Source organism: Streptomyces sp. NBC_01384 (assembly GCF_045040035.1).
Taxonomy (GTDB): domain Bacteria; phylum Actinomycetota; class Actinomycetes; order Streptomycetales; family Streptomycetaceae; genus Streptomyces.
In genome coordinates, this window is sequence record NZ_CP109560.1 from 497,439 (window position 1) to 515,127 (window position 17,689).

At 69.3% G+C, this 17,689-nt stretch carries 15 protein-coding genes; 5 read left to right on the forward strand and 10 right to left on the reverse strand.

The genetic code is table 11. The features are described 5' to 3' along the window. The first annotated feature begins 36 nt into the window (after nucleotides 1–36). The 5 genes from OG747_RS49895 (at nucleotide 37) to OG747_RS49915 (ending at nucleotide 6,167) form a co-directional block, all read left to right on the forward strand. Nucleotides 37–2,199, forward strand: coding sequence for an MMPL family transporter (locus tag OG747_RS49895; RefSeq protein WP_331744086.1), 2,163 nt, complete (start codon nucleotides 37–39; stop codon nucleotides 2,197–2,199). Nucleotides 2,200–2,301: 102 nt separating this feature from the next. Beyond that, nucleotides 2,302–2,616, forward strand: a complete 315-nt coding sequence (locus OG747_RS49900) for a hypothetical protein (protein WP_331744084.1) — start codon at nucleotides 2,302–2,304, stop codon at nucleotides 2,614–2,616. A gap of 84 nt (nucleotides 2,617–2,700) precedes the next feature. Continuing rightward, entirely contained in the window at nucleotides 2,701–3,447 is a 747-nt protein-coding gene (locus tag OG747_RS49905; RefSeq protein ID WP_331744082.1) for an SDR family oxidoreductase, read from the forward strand. Nucleotides 3,448–3,516: 69 nt separating this feature from the next. Beyond that, nucleotides 3,517–4,962: an aldehyde dehydrogenase family protein gene (locus OG747_RS49910; protein ID WP_331744080.1), complete on the forward strand. Its 1,446-nt coding sequence runs from the start codon at nucleotides 3,517–3,519 to the stop codon at nucleotides 4,960–4,962. 233 nt (nucleotides 4,963–5,195) lie between these two features. Beyond that, nucleotides 5,196–6,167, forward strand: a complete 972-nt coding sequence (locus OG747_RS49915; RefSeq protein WP_331744078.1) for an alpha/beta hydrolase — start codon at nucleotides 5,196–5,198, stop codon at nucleotides 6,165–6,167. A 457-nt stretch (nucleotides 6,168–6,624) separates the two neighbouring features. Here OG747_RS49915 and OG747_RS49920 read toward each other — a convergent pair whose 3' ends face one another. The 10 genes from OG747_RS49920 to OG747_RS49965 all read right to left on the reverse strand — a co-directional run bounded on the left by OG747_RS49920 (nucleotide 6,625) and on the right by OG747_RS49965 (nucleotide 17,664). After that, nucleotides 6,625–9,432 (reverse strand): tetratricopeptide repeat protein, encoded by a 2,808-nt coding sequence (locus OG747_RS49920; protein WP_405886319.1) that lies wholly within the window; start codon nucleotides 9,430–9,432, stop codon nucleotides 6,625–6,627. A 161-nt stretch (nucleotides 9,433–9,593) separates the two neighbouring features. Continuing rightward, complete coding sequence (locus OG747_RS49925) at nucleotides 9,594–10,067, reverse strand: hypothetical protein (RefSeq protein ID WP_331744075.1); 474 nt, start codon at nucleotides 10,065–10,067, stop codon at nucleotides 9,594–9,596. Between the two features lie 545 nt (nucleotides 10,068–10,612). Further along, complete coding sequence (locus OG747_RS49930; RefSeq protein WP_331744073.1) at nucleotides 10,613–11,350, reverse strand: alpha/beta fold hydrolase; 738 nt, start codon at nucleotides 11,348–11,350, stop codon at nucleotides 10,613–10,615. Between the two features lie 21 nt (nucleotides 11,351–11,371). Next, nucleotides 11,372–12,916 (reverse strand): hypothetical protein, encoded by a 1,545-nt coding sequence (locus OG747_RS49935; RefSeq protein WP_331744071.1) that lies wholly within the window; start codon nucleotides 12,914–12,916, stop codon nucleotides 11,372–11,374. Then, complete coding sequence (locus OG747_RS49940; RefSeq protein ID WP_331744069.1) at nucleotides 12,916–13,995, reverse strand: 2-oxo acid dehydrogenase subunit E2; 1,080 nt, start codon at nucleotides 13,993–13,995, stop codon at nucleotides 12,916–12,918. Before OG747_RS49940 ends, OG747_RS49935 begins: the two co-directional genes overlap by 1 nt. Beyond that, nucleotides 13,988–14,992 carry a transketolase C-terminal domain-containing protein gene (locus OG747_RS49945; protein ID WP_331744067.1) on the reverse strand — a complete coding sequence of 335 codons (1,005 nt, stop codon included), beginning with the start codon at nucleotides 14,990–14,992 and terminating at the stop codon, nucleotides 13,988–13,990. The genes OG747_RS49940 and OG747_RS49945 overlap by 8 nt, the downstream gene beginning before the upstream one ends. Further along, complete coding sequence (locus tag OG747_RS49950) at nucleotides 14,983–15,918, reverse strand: thiamine pyrophosphate-dependent dehydrogenase E1 component subunit alpha (RefSeq protein ID WP_331744065.1); 936 nt, start codon at nucleotides 15,916–15,918, stop codon at nucleotides 14,983–14,985. Before OG747_RS49950 ends, OG747_RS49945 begins: the two co-directional genes overlap by 10 nt. Further along, the gene (locus tag OG747_RS49955) at nucleotides 15,915–16,169 is read right to left on the reverse strand and encodes an acyl carrier protein (RefSeq protein ID WP_331765105.1); all 255 of its coding nucleotides are present in this window, start codon (nucleotides 16,167–16,169) and stop codon (nucleotides 15,915–15,917) included. Before OG747_RS49955 ends, OG747_RS49950 begins: the two co-directional genes overlap by 4 nt. Before the next feature lie 26 nt (nucleotides 16,170–16,195). Beyond that, nucleotides 16,196–16,372: an MbtH family NRPS accessory protein gene (locus OG747_RS49960; protein WP_331744061.1), complete on the reverse strand. Its 177-nt coding sequence runs from the start codon at nucleotides 16,370–16,372 to the stop codon at nucleotides 16,196–16,198. 29 nt (nucleotides 16,373–16,401) lie between these two features. Further along, entirely contained in the window at nucleotides 16,402–17,664 is a 1,263-nt protein-coding gene (locus tag OG747_RS49965) for an MFS transporter (protein ID WP_405886544.1), read from the reverse strand. Nucleotides 17,665–17,689 lie beyond the last annotated feature (25 nt).

Sequence of the window (17,689 nt, forward strand, 5' to 3'; positions counted from 1 at the left end):
GCGCCTACCGTTCCGATTGAAAGCAGGCCGATCTCTTTGCTGCACCGCTACGGCGCCTTCATCCACCGACGCGCCAGATTCGTCCTGGTCCTGGCCGCGCTGGCCCTGACGCTCTGCACCGCCCTGGGCATCGGGGCGTTCGGCCAGCTCAAGGGTGGCGGCTTCAACGACCCCCACGCTGAGGCAACCCGCGCCGAGCATGTCATCGACACCCAGTTCGGCGGCCGGACCAACCTGGTGTTCCTGCTGCACGCCACCACCGGAACCGTCGACACGCCCGCCGCAGCTGATGCCGGCCGCACCCTGGCCCAACGCCTGGGAAGCGAACCGGACGTGGACGCGGTCGTGTCCTACTGGACGGCCAAGGCTCCGGCGCTGCGCTCCCACGACGACACCCAGGCGATCGTCGCCGTGCACGTCACCGGCGACGACGACCAGTCGACCACCCGCGCCAAACAACTGATCGCCCGCTACGCCGTCCCCAGCGCCACCGCCACGATCCAGGCCGGAGGCAGCGCCGCGGCCTCGGTCGACATCAACGAGCAGGTCACCACCAGCCTGCTGCGCGCCGAAGCCATCGCGGTCCCGCTGACCACGATCCTGCTGCTGTTCGTCTTCGGCAGCCTGGTCGCGGCCCTGCTGCCGCTCCTGGTCGGCACCGTCGCGATCATGGGCACGTTCGCCGAGCTGTACCTGGTCGGCTCGGTGACCAGCGTGTCCGAGTTCTCCATCAACATGACCACCGCCCTGGGCCTGGGCCTGGGCATCGACTACTCGCTGCTGCTGGTCAGCCGCTTCCGCGAGCAACTCGCCCAGGGCCAGGCGGTACCCGAGGCGGTCGCCACCACCATCGCCAGCGCGGGGCGCACCGTGCTGTTCGCGGCCGCCACCGTCGCCTGCGCCCTGACCGCGCTGCTGGTCTTCCCGCAGTACTTCCTGCGCTCCTTCGCCTACGCGGGCATCGGCGTCGTCCTGATCTCCGCCGCCACCGCCCTGCTGGTGCTGCCCGCGCTGCTCTCGGTCCTGGGCACCAGGGTGAACAACGGCAGGATTCCCTGGTCGGCTACCGCCAGCCGCGGCGGCGAGTCCCGGATCTGGCGCCGCACCACCACCGCCGTACAACGCCGCCCCGCCCGGTACGCGGTGCCCGCCGTGCTGCTCCTGCTGTTCCTGGCCCTGCCCCTCACCCACGCCCAACTGGGTACTCCCGACCAGGGCGTGCTGCCCAAGGACACCGCCAGCCGCCAGGTCAGCGACCACCTCGCGGCCGACTTCAGCGGCCAGGGAGACCAGATCGACGTGGTCACCACCGCCGCCGTACCGCCCTCCGCACTGGGCGCCTACGCCCGCACTCTGTCCCAGCTGCCTGGAGTCGTCGCCGTGGACAGCAGCACCGGAAGCTTCCGCAACGGGACACCCACCGCCCCCTCCCTGGACCCCGCCACCCTGGGGCGCCCGCACGCCCAGCGCCTCGTGGTCGCCACCTCCCTTGCGGCCAAGTCCCCAGCCGCCCAGGACCTGGTGGCCAAGGTCCGCGCGGTACCGGCGCCGGCCGGGGCCGACCGACTGGTCGGGGGACCGGACGCCGACCTGGTCGACACCAGCGCCTCCATCGGCGCCCACCTGCCCTACGCCGCCCTGATCATCGTCGCCAGCACCCTGCTGCTGCTGTTCGCGTTCACCGGCAGCCTGTTCCAACCCCTGCGGGCGCTGCTGTTCAACGCGCTGACCCTGTCGGCCACTGCTGGTGTGCTGGTGTGGATGTTCCAGGACGGCCACGGCGCGGGAGCGCTATCGTTCACCGCCCGCCCGATGGACATGTCGATGCTGATCCTGTTCCTGTGCATCGCCTTCGGCCTGTCGATGGACTACGAGGTCTTCCTGATCAGCCGGATCAAGGAACTGCACGACCGCGGGATGCCCACCGCCGAGGCGGTCACCACCGGCCTGGCCCGCACCGGACGGATCGTCTCCGCGGCAGCCGCCCTGTTGGCGGTCAGCCTGCTGGCCTTCGCCGCCGGAACCGTGAGCTTCCTGCAGATGTTCGGCATCGGCGCCGGCCTGGCCATCGTGCTCGACGCCACGCTCGTGCGCGCCGTCCTGCTGCCGGCCGTCATGCGGGCCCTCGGCGACGCCAACTGGTACTGCCCGGCCCCCCTGCGCCGACTCCACCGACGCATCGCCCTCGCCGAAGCCTGACACCGCGCCGGATCCCGGCCACCCCGGGCCGGGACTGCCGCACCGAACCCGACCGGCAACAACAACTCCCAGCTCCACACCGGAAGAAGAGGAACCTCTCCCATGCCCGACGTCCTTGAAGTGACGACCCTGCGGCCCGCGCCCGGACTGACCGCGCAGGACTTCATCACCGCCAACGCCGACATCAACGACTACCTGCGCAAGCAGCCCGGCTTCCAGTGGCGGCGCATCGCGGTGACCCAGGACGGCACCGTCATCGACATCGTCGCCTACGACACCATGGCCCACGCCCGCGCCGGAGCCGCCGGAATCACCGGCGTCATGGGTGATTCACCCGTCCACGCCACCATCGACCAGGGCAGCGTCGACTGGCAGCTCACCGACGTCCTGCAGCACATCGAACAGCCCCGCAGCTGACCCGCTGCCAGGGCCGGCCGCGCCGCCCCCCGCGCCCCCGGGCGCCCTTCCACGACCCACCCCCGTACCGAACCGGAGCATCCCATGACCACCACCGCCACCGCTTCCACCCGCAAGATCGTCCTGGTGACCGGTGCCTCCAGCGGCATCGGCGAGGCCACCGCCCGCCACCTGGCCGCCGCCGGACACCACGTCGTCCTCGGCGCCCGCCGCGTGGACCGCCTGACCCTGCTGGTCAAAGAACTGACCGAAGCAGGCCACAGCGCCGAGTACGCCGAGCTCGACGTCACCCGCCTCGACAGCGTCACCGCGTTCGCCGACGGCGCCCTGGCCCGCCACGGCCGCATCGACGTCCTGGTCAACAACGCCGGCGTGATGCCGCTGTCCCCGCTGGACGCCCTCCACATCCAGGAGTGGAACCAGATGATCGACGTCAACCTGCGCGGCGTCCTGCACGGCATCGCCGCCGTCCTGCCCGCCATGAACACCCAGGGCGCCGGCCACATCGTCAACATCGCCTCCACCGCCGCCTACCGAGTCGACCCCACCGCGGCCGTCTACTGCGCCACCAAGTTCGCCGTGCGGGCCCTGTCCGAGGGCCTGCGCCAGGAGAACACCGCGGTACGCGTCACCGTCGTCAGCCCCGGCTTCACCCAGTCCGAACTCGCCGACCAGGGCGGCGACGCCCAGGCCCAGGGCGCCGCGCGCGCCGCCACCGAACAGATCGGCCTGCCCGCCTCCGCCATCGCCGAGGCCATCGGCTACGCGATCGCCCAGCCCGACGCCGTGGACGTCAGCGAGATCGTCGTACGCCCCACCGTCCAGAACTGACCCCGACCCCCGACCCACCAAGCACAGCGACACAGCGGCCCGCCTCGCCGGGCCGCGCCCAGGAGAACCGTGCATATCCCCGCATCCGACCAGAAGTTCACCCTGACCATCGACGGCCAGCCCGTCGCAGGCGCCACTGACTTCGCCGTCACCAACCCCGTCACCGGCAAGTTCCTGGCGCTGGCCCCGCACTGCTCCGACGAGCAGCTCGACCAGGCCGTCGCCGCCGCCCGCACCGCCTTCCCCGCCTGGGCCGCCCTCCCGGTGGATGAGCGCCGCCAGTACCTGCGCCGGATGGCCGATACCATCGAGGCCCACACCGAGCTGCTCGCCGACCTGGTCACCCAGGAGCAGGGCAAGCCTCGCCCCGTCGCCCGCGCCGAGGTCGCCGGCCTGGCCTACTGGCTGCGCGCCACCGCCGACATCCCACTGGCGGACACCGTCAACCAGGACGACCAGGAGCGCCGGTCGATCACCCGGCACGTGTCGCTGGGGGTCGTGGCGGCCATCACGCCGTGGAACTACCCGCTCGGGCAGGCGTCGTTCAAACTCGGACCGGCGCTGCTGGCCGGCAACACCGTGGTCCTCAAGCCGTCGGCGTTCACGCCGCTGGCCAACCTCAAGCTCGGCGAGGTCCTGCGCGAGGTGCTGCCCCCCGGCGTCCTGAACGTGATCACCGGAACCGGCGGCCTGGGCTCGCGGGTCACCAGCCACCCCGGCTTCGACAAGATCAGCTTCACCGGGTCCACCACGACCGGGCGCACCGTCATGGCCAGCGCCGCCGCCACCCTGGCCCGGGTCACCTTGGAACTGGGCGGCAACGACGCGGCCATCGTGCTGCCGGACGTGGACGTCAAGCAGGTCGCCCCCCAGCTGTTCTGGGCCGCGTTCGCCAACACCGGCCAGATCTGCCTGGCCACCAAGCGCCTGTATGTGCACGCGGACATCTACGAGGACCTGGCCCGCGAACTGGCCGAGATCGCCGCCACCGTCACCCTCGGCGACCCCGCCCAGGACGAGAGCGTCGAGCTGGGTCCGCTCTCCAACCTGCGCCAGTACCAGACCGTCGTGGACCTCCTGAACGACTGCCGCGACCAGGGCTACTCCTTCCTCAGCGGCGGCCTGCCCGACCCCGACAGCGCCGGGTACTTCATCCGGCCCACGCTGGTCGACAACCCCCCGGACAGCGCCCGCATCGTTCGCGAGGAGCAGTTCGGGCCCGTCCTGCCACTGCTGAAGTACACCGACACCGCCGACGCCGTCGCCCGCGCCAACGACAGCGAATTCGGCCTGGGCGCCTCGGTCTGGGGCACCGACACCGAAGCGGCCTACGCCGTCGCCCAGCAGCTCCAGGCCGGGACCGTATGGGTCAACGAATCGATGCACCTGCACCCCCAGGTCCCCTTCGGCGGCCACAAGCAGTCCGGCATCGGCGTCGAAAGCGGCCAAGCCGGCGTCCTCGCCTTCACCAACACCCAGACCCTGACCGTCAAGCACACCCCGGCCGCGGCGTAGCCGAACCGCACGGACCACACCGCCCGGCCCGTGCCGGGCGGTGTGGTCCGCGACCGGTCCACGCGCACACCCTCCCCGGGGTGCGCTCCGCCGACCATGCCGAGGGCGGTGGCCATGCTGGCGTGCTCGTTGCAGCGCGGCGAGCCGCGCAAAGCACATCCGCCCTTCAAGCTGCCAGCCCCGGACCTGGCCCAGGTCCGGAACCAACTGTTCGAGCAAGAGGAGATACACCCGTGGACTACGCCCTCGACAGCGAACTCGCCGCCGTCGCACCCTTCATCCCGAAGGTCGACCTCTGCGACGTGACGGCAGCGCGCGAACTGGCCCGCCAGTTCTCCGGCCAAGCCCCCGCCTACGAATCCACCAGGCCGCTCACCGTCCAGGACATCGCGATCCCCGGCGAGCAGGGAGCGCCGCCAGTGGCCGGACGCCTCTACCTGCCCGCCGACCGCTCCGGCCCGGTCCCCGCGCTGCTGTACCTGCAAGGCGGCGCCTACGTCCTCGGCGACCTGAACGGTGGCGACGGCCAAGCGCGCCGCGTCGCCGACCAGACCGGCACCGCGGTCCTCGGCGTGCAGTACCGCCTGGCGCCCGAGGACCCGTACCCCGCGGCCTTGGACGACTGCTACGCGGCTCTGCGGTGGCTGGCAGGCAGCGCCGGCCAGGAGCACGGCATCGACGCGAACCGGATCGGCGTGCTCGGCGAGAGCTCGGGCGGCGGCCTGGCCGCAGCGCTGTGCCTCCGCAGCAGGGACCACGGCGGGCCGGCCCTGGCCGCCCAGTTCCTGGACGCCCCCACGGTGGACGACCGGCTGCGGAGCCACTCCATGCGCCACCTGCCCGACACACCCACCTGGCAGGCATCGAACTCGCCCCTCAGCTGGCAGCACTACCTGCGCGGCACCGCGCAACCGGGAGACGCAGACGTACCGCTGTACGCCGCCCCCGGTCGGGCCCAGCTCACCGACCTGGCCGTGCTCCCTCCCGCCTACGTCACCGCCTACCAGGTCGACCCCACCCGCGATGAAGGACTGGACTACGCCCACCTGCTCATCCAGGCCGGTGTCCCGACTGAACTGCACCACTACAGCGGCGCGTTCCACGTGGCCCACGCCATCCCCGGCACCGCCATCGGCGCCCGCATCACCGCCGACCGCATGAACGCCATCCGCCGACTCCTGCACAGCCCGAACCCACCCGCCTGACAGCACGAACCGCCACCAGGGAACCCCGCGTCCGCAGTGTGCGCCTGGGGGCGAACACCGGAAGTTCAGGGCACAGCCAGACCTACCCCTACCTCCCCCGATCGGGGATGCCGCGAGGGGGCTGCCCGACCACATGGGCCGGCCCGCGCTACCTATGACAAGGAGTTGGAATCCGATGGACAAGGTCGAGACGATCGTCAGTGCCATGGCCGCAGGGGCCGGGCACCCGGTGGTCCAGCGGACCCAGACACGCTTCCGCATGGACCTGGTGGAGAGCTGGGGCATCCCCGCCGGTGAAGTTTCCCGGGAAGCTTCAGTCCTCGCCCTGCCCCTTTCGCTGGACCACCCCCCATCACGGTGCGGGCCGATTCCTCCGGCGCCGTCCGCGAGCTACCCTCACGAGCCCGGAGAGGGCAGCGCCGCCGTGTCAACGAGATCAACCGGCTGCGCGGCCACTTCAATTGGGGGAATCAGACGGGAGCCAACTCTCCCCGAGCCAACGGCGGACTGCCTCCGCCTCCCCAGCGCGCCCGAGTCCCTCAAGCAGATCTGCCTGCAGGTCCAGCACAGTGCGGAGTTGCGGGAGCACGGAGGGCATCCGGGCAATGTGGCAGCGGTAGAGTTCCACGGCCTCCCCCGTCGCACGTAGCGCCTCGGAAAGGTCACCCCTCATCGCCAGAAGCGTGGCCAAGACAGCTAGCGAGGACGCGAGGTCGGGCTCGTAGGCGGCCGGGTTGTCCGCCGCGAGCCGGCGCCGGATCTCCACCGCCTCCTGCTCGGCAGTGACGGCTTCGTTCCGGCGCCCCGCCTTCCACAGCTGGGCGGTGAGGCCGGACAGCGAGAGCGCGAGGTCGGGGTCGTAGGCGCCCGGCTTGTTCGCGTCCTCCACCTCGCGGCGTAACCCGGTGATGGCGGCTCGGACGGCGAGGGTGTCGGGGTGATCGACGCCCAGCACCCGTCTCGTGTCAGCAAGCAACTGCACGAAAACAGCGGCAGCGCCGACGTCGTCCCCCACCGCCGCCAGCCACCGGCCGGAGTTGGCTCGGATGGTGAGGGTCCGGGGGTGGTCCGGGCCAAGTACCCGCAACGTGTGATCGAGTAGCTCGGCATAGGTGGCAGCGGCGCCTGCCGGATCGCCCGCAGCCCCCCGACAAGACGCCAAGTTGGCTCGCGTCGTCAGGGTGTCGGGGTGGTCAGGGCCCAGGACCGGCAGCATGTCGGCCAGCAGCTGCTCGAAGGCGGCGGCAGCCCCGACCGCGTCACCGGCCTTCCCTCGCTGCACAGCAAGATTGTTCCTGGTAGTGAGAGTCTTAAGGTCGTCCGGCCCCAGCACTCGCTCCTGTACGGCCAGCAACTCCTCGAAAGCAGCGGCAGCGGCGACCGCATCTCCCGCCTCACCACGCCAATAAGCCAGGTCGTGCCGGGTGGTCAGTACGTAAGGGTGATCGGGCCCCAGCAGCGGCTGCATATCGGCCAACAGCTGCTCGTGCGCTGTGACGGCGCCGGATACGTCGCCCGCGTTGCCACGCCAGTTACCCAAGTCGTTTCGTGTGACAAGGGTGCTGGGATGGTCGGGGCCCAGTAGTCGTAAGTTATCCGCCAGTAACTGCTCGAAGGCCGCGGCAGCACCGGCCGCGTCCCCCGCTCTCCCCCGATAGGTGGCGACACTGGCCCGCGTCATGAAAGGGAGGTGGTCGGGACCCATTACTCGCAGCTCGTCGGCCAGCAGTTGCTCGAAAGCAGCGGCAGCGCCGGCCGCGTCCCCCGACTCACCGTGCCATTTGGCGAGCATAGCCCGGGCGCTGAGGGTGGTGGGGTGGTCTGGGCCGAGGACCCGCAGCTCATCGGTCAGCAGCTGCTCGAAAGCAGCGGCGGCACCAGCCGCATCTCCCGCCTCACCACGCCACCTGGCAAGCTCTTGGCGGGCGCCCAGGGTATACAAGTCAGCAGCACCGAGACGGTCATGCGCAAGGGTTGCCATGTGCTCGTAATGCTTGATCACGGCAGCGACCCGACCGGATTCGCCAAGACTGCTGCCGAAGCGGAACAGCACCGCAAGCCCGGCTCCGTCCTGGAACAAGGCGTCCTCGGCATGTCTGACCAACGCTGCGGTGTTGGCACGCAGGGCCTGGCTGAGGGCGGTGTCGCGTTCAAATTCAGGCCAGACGTCGAACAGGGCATCGGCGGCGGTGCGAGCGAGGTGCTCCTGCTCGTGCGAGGCGAAGGTGTCCCGGGTGGCGCGTTGGATGAGCTGGTGGACGCGCACGGCATGATGGGGGGTGTCAGGGGTGTGGTCGATCAGGCTGAGTCGGTGCAGCACACGTAGTGCGGCGACAGCCTCCTCGGCCGTCACCGGGGCGGATTCCTGGTGGCCGGCGGCGCGATGACCCGCCAGGTGGGCGCGCGCCTGTTCGCTCATGAGGACGGTATCGGGGATGCCGTTCGGGTCGAGTATCGCAGTGAGCTGGAGCATGGGTCGGGCCAGACCCACGGGCCGGCGCTTGTCGGCACGTTCGATGGACAGCGACCAGGTGGCGGCGACGGTGGTGGTCTGGTCGTCGGGCAGCGCGCTCGGTTCGGGCAGCAGGTCGGCCAGCTTCCTGATCCGGTCGGCGAACAGCCGGCGATAGTTGGCGCAGGTGATAGCAGTGTCGATGAGGTAGGCGCCGGCCTGAGAGAGCGCGAGCGGCAGATGTCCCAAGTCGGCAGCGAGAGCGTGGATCTCGTTGGCGGGCTCATGACGGCCGTGGGCGGTAAGTACGGCGGTGAGGTACGCAACAGCCTCTGCGGGCGTGAACATGCCTACATGTACGAGGCGTCGCCCCTCTCCTGACAGGGCGGCCTCACGACGGCGGGTGGTGACGAGGGTGCGGCCGTGCCGGTTCGGCGGCCACAGGCCGCGCAGGTCGGCCGGGTCGGCCAGATCGTCCAGGACCACCAGCCACCGGCACCGCTTCGGGCCGTCCTTGGGTTCCAGCCAGGCCAGGAAGGCCCGCGCGGCATGCTCCGGGTCACTGGGGTCCTCCGCCAGCACCTCTGCGCCGGCCTGCGCGTACCCGTCCATGATCGCCTGGCGGCTGCTCGCGCTGATCCACACCAGAACATCCACGCTGCCGTCCTCCCAGGCAGCGCGGGCGTAGTCGGCGGCCAACTGGGTTTTGCCCACCCCGCCCGTCCCGGTGAGCACCTGGCTCAGCACCGCAGTACCCCCGTTGTCGACTGCGGCCCGCAGCTGGTCGGCCTCGGTCCGGTGCTGGAAGGACAACGCGCGAGGCGGGATCACACCGACCTGGTGCGGCCAGACAGCTGGGTCACGCGGCGCGGCGTGGTGGTGGACCTGCTCGGCGTAGCCAATGGCGATACTGCCGTGGTCGGCAAAGATGCTGCTGATCCGGCTCAGTGTGGCCGAGGTGGCTCCGGGTACGCTCAGCCCTCGTGCGGACCCGGCTGCGAAGGGTTTCCCAGGGTCACGTTCCCCATGATCCAGGCAGCTGCGGAGCCGTGGTCGGCCTGAATCTTTACATCCCCCATGACGGCTTGTCCGCCGTCACCAACCGATGGCCCGCCGTCGGAGGCGTACTGGGCCAGGAGAGCGCGCAGTTCCTCAGCGGCGCGAACCCGTTCAGCCTCGCCGAGGCTTTCCAGCACGGCCTCGATCCGCGCCTGCCACACCGCCTCCTGGCGGATACGCACCCGCGCGGCCTCGGCTGCCTCGGCAGTCTCCATCTCAATTGCGGCCTGATCCAGGCGCTGCAGCTCCGCCCGCTCACGCTGCTCGTCGCCCCGGCCGAACCAACGCGCTACCGCCTGTCGCAGCCCGCTCCACACGTCCGTCCCCGCGGCCTGCACCACCGCTGTCCCGCCCGCTGCGGCCAGCGCCGTTAACGCCTGCTCCAACATCCCCGTTTCTCCCTCCCCAAAGCCCAGTTGATCGCATCAGCACGGTAGCGCCGTGTTCTGTGCCCGCGCAGTACCAAGAGAGAATGCACCAGAGCCGGATCCGGTTCCCGCTCATGATTGTCGCTCTTGCCGACGATGCGGCGCAGCACGGCCCGCGTCCCAGCCATCACCTATACGACCGCCCGGTAAACCATCTGCTCCGTCCAGCACTCCCACGAGTCGCCCTCGCTCAGGTCCTCAGCCAGCCGTTCGGACAATCGACGCAGACCGAACGCGGGCCGCACCGCGGCGAAATCTCTTTGCAGAAGTTCCCCCACGGGTTGGGTGGCCGCACCCCACCACCCCGCCCGGGGTGGTGGGGTGCGGCCGGTGCCGGGCGGGCGGCCGTGAGGACATCGCCCGCCCGGCGGCTGGGGGTCCGTCAGCGGCGGCTGGCCCGGGCGGCGGCTGCGGCGTTGGAAGATCTCCGGCTGTAGTACAAGGCGACGAAGAGCGTGTGCTCGGCGTCACCATGAAGGTGAACACCGACAACGACATTCATTTCTTCACGCGAGTCGACCTTGCATGATCTCGAGCACCCGATCGCGCTGCTGATCAATGAAGAAGTGGCCGCCGGGTAGTTCATGCAGCTCGAAGTCACCCCGAGCGTGTTGGTGCCAGGCACCGACCTTCGCAGCGTTCACATAGGGGTCACTGGAGCCGAAAAGTGCCACCACCGGACAGTTGATGACGTTCCCCTCGCGGTGGCGGTACGTTTCAATGGCGCGGTAGTCGGCTCGGACGGCCGGCAGCAAGAACTGACGTAGTTCGTCATCCGCCATGATCGCTGGGTCTGTTGCCCCGAGCCGGACCAGCTCGCCCACCAACTCTGCATCGCTGAGTTCGTGTTTGTGACTGCCCCGGCTCAGCGAGGGAGCGCCGCAGCCGGACACGAACAAGGCACTCACTTGGTGGCCACGGGCCTCGAGGCGGGTCGCCACTTCGAATGCCACAGCTGCCCCCATGCTGTGACCGAATAGCGACGTCGGGCGATACAGGTGAGGAACCAGCGCATCGACGACGTGGTCGGCGAGTTCCTCGATCGAATCAATGAGACGTTCCCGATAGCGGTCCTGCCGCCCCGGGTACTGGATGGCCAGGACCTCGACGTGAGGGGCGAACTCTCTTGCCATTGGGCCGAAGTAGGACGCGGCGCCGCCGGCGTGTGGAAGGCAGACGAGTTGCAGTGCAGATGTGGACGCGAGCCCGAAGGTGCGAATCCATGGATTGACAGGATAGGACACGTGTCCCTCCGCGATGAGAAGTTACTGAGGTGCCACCGAGCCGGGCGCGAGCTGGACCGCCAGCCCGAACAGGTCTTCCGGGAGCTCGTCGAGGAAGTCCGTCATCAGGCCGTTTCGCCCGGTATCGGACCGCTCGAAGACCACGGTCCGGCACCCGCGATCACGCGCGGAGTCGAGGATCCGGCCCAGCGCGGCCTCCTCCACGCCCTTGCCCAACACCGGGCAGGACACGGTGAAGGCCGAGACGACGCAGAGATCGTCGCGATGGCTCAGGGCGATGGTCACCGCTTCCCCATAGTCGCCGAGTCGGTCGCGGACCCGACCCAGGTGGATCTCGATGTCGCCGATGGCGGCCCGTTCGGCGAGCACATGTTCACTCTGGACGGTTCCGAGCGTGAAATCCTTGGTGCGGATGAGGCTTTCCGCCAGCCGCGGGACGGCATCGCGATCACCGACCCGGAAGTCCACCTGCACGTCGAGGCCGGCGACGTAGTCCTCGAGCGACATCGCCGCTTCCGGGCGAGACGCACTGACGACCTCCGACTCGGCCCCGGGCAGGTTCACCGGAGCCCGGTCGAAGATCCCGCTCGCCGCGAGCTCCGACGGCCACGCGACCGGTTCGTCGCCAAGCTCGACCACCCGCGGTTCCGCGTTCCTGGGACCGGCGACGACGAGTGCCAGCCCGGTGAGTTCGATGCCGAGCTGCTCGGCGATGTCGCTCAGCTGGACGTCCAGGGCCCGGTCGTCGACGACCCAGTCGTCGAGGCAGTCGCGCCAGGATTCACCGAGGCCGGCCGCGATCCTCGGCCATACCTCGGCCAAGTCCCCGGAACCGCGGACGGCGACGCGTACCCCGGCCCGGCGCACGCCCGGCAGGACGGACCCAAGGACGTCCGCGCCGTCGACGCCGAGCAGGCTGTCCGCGTCGAGCACGATTGCCTCGACCACGGGACCGAACCGGGTACCGAGCACCGCTGCCAGCTGCCCGCCCAGCTCGGCGAAGACTTCCTCGGTATAGGGGATCTTGGCCAGCGCGAAGAGCGTCGGGTGGTAGGCCCGCCGCGCGCCGACCGCGCGGACGGCCGCCTCGGCGTCGGCGAGGCCGACGTTCGGCAGGCCGGCGAGTCGTCGGCGCACCGCTTCCCGGGCAGCGACGGCCGTCCAGATCCGGCCACCTGCGGCGCCGTGGTCACCCACGCCAAGCCCCGCGCCCTCCGGGAGCGAGGGCAGGACAAACAACAGGTAGGCACCCCACCGGCTGGTGGCCGCCATCGCCGCGTCGGCGAACTCGAGCAGCGAGCCCTCCCCCAGCTCCTCGAACCGAGGTGCCACCACCAGGACGTCGGGCTGGGAGCGCGCGACCTCGCTGCGGGGATCGATGCACTGCTGCACGATCTGGTTCAGCGGCCCGACCACTGCCTTCGCGTCCAGACCAGCGTCGTGCGCCCTGACGCCGAGGTACGGCACCAGGGGATCGATGGTGTAGCTCGCCAGAACACGGATCGTTATCGCGTCCTGGCCAGGCTCCAGCTGAGCCCAGCGGCGACGCAGTGCGAGGGCGCTCATCAGCCTTCTTTCACGAGTCGGTCGGCGTCGGCGAGCACGGCTGCCAGCCGGGACAGGAACTGTGCGGCGTCGCGGCCGTTGATCACGCGGTGGTCGAAGGCGACCCCGATGTGGGCAATCCGGGCCTGGACCACGGCGCCGTCCTCGGCGAGCACGAGCTCCCGCATGGTCGAGCCGAGGGACACCATGGCCGTCTGCCCGGGGAATACGATCGGCTGCGCGAACAGGACTCCCTCATCGGTGCTGAGCGAGACGGTGATTCCCGCCCCGGCGAAGTCGCGCTCGCTGAAGTCGGAGCGCATCGCCTTGATCCGGTGTTCCATGAGAATGTCTGCGATGGCCGCCACGGACTTCTCCGCCGGATCGGGCACGACCGGGATGAACAGTCCCTTGCCGACGTCCACAGTCACGCCTACGCCAGTGCCTGCGTGGTAGAACGCAGGAAACTCGGCACGCAGCCCGCCGACCGCCTTGACCAGCAGCTCCACCAGCCCGATCAAGGTGCTCTCCCGCTCGGACGCTGCCTTCGCCGCGTCGACGGCGGATCCGACGTTCACCTTGGTCACGGTGAAGGCCGCCGGGATGGTCCGGTGCGACTCCGTCACCACGTCCGCGACGGCCTGCTGCCGCTTGCTCACCGAGGCGACCGCGGGTTTGCCCGAGTCCGCGACCAGCCGCTCGACGTCACCGGTCTTGATCACGGTCTTGCCGAGCACACGCAGGGCATCCTCCCGGATCCCGTGCCGGGCGATCAGCGCCTTGGCCGCCTCGGTGATCACCAGTTGCCGGACCTCCGGGCCGGCGTCGGGCTTCGCCTGCGCCGCCACGAACTGTCGGCGCTCCTCCTCGGTTGCGAAGATCCGGCCGATGACGTCGCCCGGCCGGCAGTCGTCCCGCTCTGCGGCCAGCCGGTGCAGGAATCCGCCGGTCTCGCACTCCAGCTCCTCGGCGGCCTTGGAGGTCTCCACGACGGCGATCGGCTCGCCGGGCGGGAGCTCCTCGCCGTCCTCGAACAGCCACTGCACCAGGACGTAGGAGTCGTCGTTGTTGTTCAGCTTGGGAATGGTGATGTCAGTCATTCGCGGCCTCCGCCAGCGCTTCGCGGATCGTCTTGTCCTGCACCAAGACCTCGCGTTCGAGATGGGCGGCCGTCGGGATGATCGAATCCGCCGAGTGGACCAGCCGGATCGGCCTGCGCAGCGAACCCCACAGCCGGGGATACAGACTCTGGGCGACCTCACTGCCCCAGGTCCCGCCGGCCACCCCCTCCTCTACGATCACGATCTGCCGTGCCTGGGCCAAAGTCGGCAGCAGCGGCTCCACGTCGAATGGGTAGAGCTGCGAGGGCACAAGCAGCTGGCTGACGGTCTCCTCCTCGAGGAACGCGGTGCGCATCGCGGCGAGCGCCCGGTTGGCCATCCCGCCGGGCGCGATCACGATCTGGTCGAACACGTCCGGCCGTTCTATGAAGACCCGCGCCACCGGCGGATCCCCGTCGATGAAGTCGTACCCGAAGAGGTCGTCCACCGAGCCGTCCTCGTACATCTGCTGGGTGTAGAGCACCTTGTCCTCGAACAGGATTCCCGGCGTCTCCCGGGCCAGCATGGTCTGCAGGACGTCCCGGCTGTCGTGGAAGGGCGACAACTCGAACAGCCCCAGGTCGGGGACGCCGACGAAGTGCTTCTGCGGGGACTGGCTGTGGGTCGGGCCGTAGCCGCGGCCACCACCTACCGGGCACCGGACCACGAGCCGCAGCGGGACTCGCCTTCCGTACATGGACACCGACTTGCTGGCAAAGTTGACGATCTGGTCGAAGCCCAGCGTGATGAAGTCGCCGAACATGATCTCGACGACCGCCGTGTCCCCGGCCAGCGCCAGGCCCGCTCCGGCCCCGACGATCGCTCCCTCGCTCAGCGGGGTGGACAGCACCCGTTCGGAGAACCGGGTGGACAGGCCCTTGGTGACCTTGAACGCGCCGCCGTAGGGATCCCGGATGTCCTCGCCGAGCAGGACGGCGGTCTCGTTCCGCTCGAACAGCTCGTGCAGGGCGAGGTTCAGGTTCTCACTCACCCGCACGGGATCTCCCAAGTGGACAGTGGCCGATCGGTGACGTCCCGGACGACCTCGGCGACGCGTTCCCGCTGACGCCGGTCGGCGGCGTCGAACTGCTCAGGGAATCGCCTGGAGTAGGAAACAGACCAGTCGTGCGCGGCGGCTTCTTCGATCAGCGCCGCATCACGGGTGTCGTCACCTTTGCTGTGCGGACCGACACGGTAGGTGTCGAACTCGACGACCAGCGGCGTGCAGTCGCGGCGCACAGCCGAGATCAACGGCGCCAGGTCCGCGCGGATCGCCGTGACGTCGGTGCCGGTAACGAGGTGGTGCCGGATCCCAAACGCGCGAGCGCGGGCGGCGACCGTGCCCGCCATCTGATCCGTTGTGGGAGTGGACTGGGCGATCTTGTTGTGCTCGACGACGACCAGCAGTGGAAGGCCCCACAACTTCGCCATGTTGAGCGACTCGTACACCGAGCCTTCACCCCAGGTGCCGTCGCCGATGTACGTGACCGCGAGCAGGCCTGCCGCTTCCCGTTTCAGCCGCAGGGCAACGCCCACGGCCACGGGGAGGCTTTCCCCCTGCACCCCGGTGGACAGGTAGGTGTCGCGGTAGATGTGCTGGCTGCCGCCGACCCCGTGGCACACGGCACCTTCGCGCCCCATGATCTCGGCGAGCAGGCCGTACGGATCATCGAAACGCGCGAGGTAGTGCCCGTGCCCGCGGTGGTTGCTGAACACGAAGTCCCGCTCGGCCAGCAGCGGGCGCAGCACGACCGGGACGTACTCCTGGCCGAGGCAGGTGTGCGTGGTCCCGTTGAGCTTTCCCTGACCGAACAGGTCGAGCAGGCTCTCTTCGAAGTGCCGGATCATCAACAGCAGGTCGAGATCCTCGTCGGCGAGCGGGGACGGCGCCACCGGCTGCGCAGGTTCCGCAACGAGCGTCATGACGGCATTTCCTCTCCGTCCAGCACCGCGCGCACTCCCTTTTTCTCCAGCACCGCGCGAATATTGCCTACCGAGGTGAAGGACTTGATCTCCGCGACCGAGAACCGGACCGCGTAGGCCTCCTCAAGGGTCGCCACGAGCTCCATGTGCTTCAGGCTTGTCCAACCGGGCAACATCGCCGGCGTGTCCGTGTCCCGCACCGAGGCCGGGTCGACCGCGAACAACTCGGCCACAAGTTTGGTGAATTCCACGTTCGTATCTCCCATTACCGCAGGGTTCAAGCCCGCAGGCTGGCCGGTCGTATGTCTTGCCAAACCTCACCGATGCGGGCCAGGCATTCCGCCTTACTGCCGACGAACCCCTCACCCTGCCAGCCAGGCACTCCGGCCCGATCGGCCGGCCAGATGGAATACTGTCCTTCGCCGTTCACGACGACTCGGTACTGCTGTTCCACAAGCGGTCCTTCCAGGGTTGTTCACCGGCTCATACCGTTTCCGGCGCATTCTCTTTCGCGTATTCGTCGTCGTGGTCCGGTATTCGGGACTCGACCTCCCGCAGCGGCCGGAACAGGAAGGCGCCGAGCGCGAGCAGGACGCCGAGCAGGCCGGTGAAGACGAAGATCAGCGCCATCCCGGATCCAGCCCCGTTGCCGACCAGCGGGCGCAAGACCCTGGCCAGGGCGCCGCCGTGGCGCATGGCCGGTTCCAGAACGAAGTCCGAGATCGGACCCGCCGTACCGAAGGCGATGGGGGGCGCGAGGTTGTCCACGAGGTTCCGGGCCGCGAACACCCGGCCCTGGACCTCGGGTGCTACCTTCTGCTGCCAGATCGCCTGCTCGTAGCTGAGGATGAACGGCAGGCACGACCAGGCAAAGAACCAGCCCACGGACCAGAACACAACCGACTGCCCGAGGCCGAGCAGCACCCGGCCGAGCACGCTGAACACGACGATGCCCGGCAGGATCCGGACCATCTTCCGCTCGGTCGGGCGCAGCGCGCCGACCACCACCCCGCCGATGACGCCGCCGATCGCGCCCACCGCCTGCACGACGCCGACCTGGCTCTGGTCTCCGCCGGTGCGAGCCATGATCATCGGCGTAAGGACGATCCAGCCCATCGCCGCCAGGACCGTGAGGGTAAAGGTCATCAGGCTGAGACCGAGCAGCCCGGGACGCTGGATCATGTAGCGGAAGCCGAACAACGAGTCGCTCAACCGTCCGCCGCCGTTCGCGGCAGTCTTCTTGACCACCTCCGGCATCGTGACCAGGAAGATCGTCCCGATCGCGACCACATAGGACAGCGCGTCGACCGCGAGGATCAGCTTGATGTCGGCGAAGGTCAGCAGGACCGCGGCCAGCCCCGGAGCGAACACGCCGGGCACGGACTTGCTCAGCGACATCATGGCGTTGGCCCGGGGGAATTTCTCCTTGGACATCATTTGGGAGATCGTCGCGTTGTAGACCGGCACCTGGAACGCCAGGCATGCACCTGTGACGATGTTGATCAGGTAGAGCTGCCAGACCGCGGCCGACCCGGCCCAGAACAACGCGATCATTCCCAGGGTGGAGACCAGCGAGCCGACGTCACTGATGATGATCGTGAGCCTGCGGTCCCAGCGGTCGATGAGCGAGCCGGCGATCGGGCTGAACACGGCCGTAGCCAGGAATGCGCAGAACGTCATCAGCGCCAGATCCGAGGCGCGGCCGGTCTTGTCCCAGATCCAGATACTCAGAGCGAAGTTCGTCATCCTGGTGCCCAAGGTGGACAACAGC